At 73.2% G+C, this 1,759-nt stretch carries 2 protein-coding genes; both read left to right on the top strand.

Going from position 1 to position 1,759, the window contains the following annotated elements:
- A partial coding sequence (locus ABYE80_RS20535; protein WP_372792267.1) for a hypothetical protein occupies positions 1-527 on the top strand: 527 nt, incomplete at its 5' end.
- A gap of 63 nt (positions 528-590) precedes the next feature.
- Positions 591-1,754 (top strand): chorismate synthase, encoded by a 1,164-nt coding sequence (gene aroC / locus ABYE80_RS20530; RefSeq protein ID WP_372792265.1) that lies wholly within the window; start codon positions 591-593, stop codon positions 1,752-1,754.
- Positions 1,755-1,759: the final 5 nt, after the last annotated feature.

The raw sequence follows: 1,759 nt of genomic DNA, 5'->3' as shown, positions 1-1,759 counted from the left end.
TGCGGAACCCCGACCGCCTGAGTCCGCTCCCCAACGCCGAGAAGCCGTTCTTCGTCTTCCTCGGCGTGCTCACCGGCGGGAAGAAGGCGGTGTTCCTGATCAGCTCCGACGCGACCGCCAGCGGTGACGGCACCTGCCGCCCGACCAAGGCCAACTGCACTACGATCGAGCTCGAGGCGGGCGGGACCGAGTTCTTCGACCTCGACACCGAGAACGGCGTCGTCCAGTACCAGCTCGACCTGGTGAGCGTGCGACGCCTGACGACCTCGAAGGACGGCGCCGCGGCGAAGGCCGCCGCGTCCTCGGGCACCGCCCTGCGCGCGACGAAGGAGTTCTCGGCCGGCCCCGGGGAGTCGTTCGCGGTCGACGCGTACCGCTGGAAGGCCGACGAGGGCGTGCTGGAGCGCCGCGCCAAGAGCTCATCCACGTCGCTGCGCCTGCCCGACGGCCTGGCCGCCGCGCTGCGCGTCGCCGCCGAGGAGGTCGCATCGGTGGCCGACGGCGCGTGGCACCCCGGCACCCCGTAGTCCCGCGTCGCCACGGACCCGGCGGGGAGCCGTCGGCCCTCGCCGCGTAGACTCCGCCGCCGCATGCACGTCCAACTCGTCACGGCCGGGGAGTCCCACGGACCCGGTCTCACCTGCCTCGTCGAGGGCCTTCCGGCCGGCCTCGAGCTCGACCGCGACGCCATCGATCGCGACATGGCCCGCCGTCAGCTCGGTCACGGCCGCGGCGGCCGGATGAAGATCGAGACGGACCGCGCGCACGTCACGGCGGGGGTCCGCCACGGGCGCACGCTCGGCGGCCCGATCGCCCTCCAGGTCGCCAACCGCGACTACACCAACTGGGAGGAGCGGATGAACCCGTGGCCGGTCAACGCGACCGTGCCGGAGGTGCACCTGCCGCGACCGGGTCACGCGGACCTGGTGGGCACGCAGAAGTACGGGCTCACCGACGTCCGGGACATCCTGGAGCGGGCCAGCGCCCGCGAGACCGCTGCGCGCGTGGCCGGGGGCGCGGTCTGCAAGGCCTTCCTGCGCAGCCTGGGGGTCGAGGTCGTCAGCCACGTCGTCCAGATCGGCGACGTGCACGCCCCGCCGCGGCAGGAGCCGCTGACCCTCGAGGACTTCGCGGGCGTCGACGAGGACCCCGTGCGCTGCCTGGACCCGGAGTCGAGCCGCGCGATGGTGCAGCACATCAACGTGCAGCGCAAGGCCAACGAGTCGATCGGGGGCGTGTTCGAGGTCGTCGCGTTCGGCCTCGTCCCCGGACTCGGCTCGCACGTGAGCTGGCAGGAGCGCCTCGACGGCCGACTGGCCGGAGCGATCTGCTCGATCCAGGCGGTGAAGGGCTGCTCGATCGGTGACGCGTGGGACGTCGCCGGACGCCCCGGCTCCCAGGCCCACGACGAGATCTTCTTCGACGAGGAGCGCGGCTACCACCGGCCGACCAACCGCTCGGGTGGACTCGAGGGCGGCATGACGACCGGCGACCCGCTCCTGGCGCGAGGCGCGATGAAGCCGCTGCCCACCCTGACCAAGCCGCTGCAGAGCGTGGACATCGAGACGAAGGAGCCCGCGCAGGCGCTCCGCGAGCGCACGGACTCGTGCACGGTGCCGGCCGCCGGCGTGGTGGGAGAGGCGATGGTCGCGCTGATCCTCGCCGACGCCTACCGGCGGAAGTTCGGCGGCGACCACGTCGACGACGCGCGCACGGCGGTCGAGGCGTACCGCGCACGCCTGCGCAACGGCTAGGAGCC

This window comes from Paraconexibacter sp. (genome assembly GCF_041602235.1).
Lineage (GTDB): Bacteria > Actinomycetota > Thermoleophilia > Solirubrobacterales > Solirubrobacteraceae > Paraconexibacter.
Note: the sequence above shows the minus strand (reverse complement) of the source record. Positions and strands in the feature narration are given on the sequence as shown.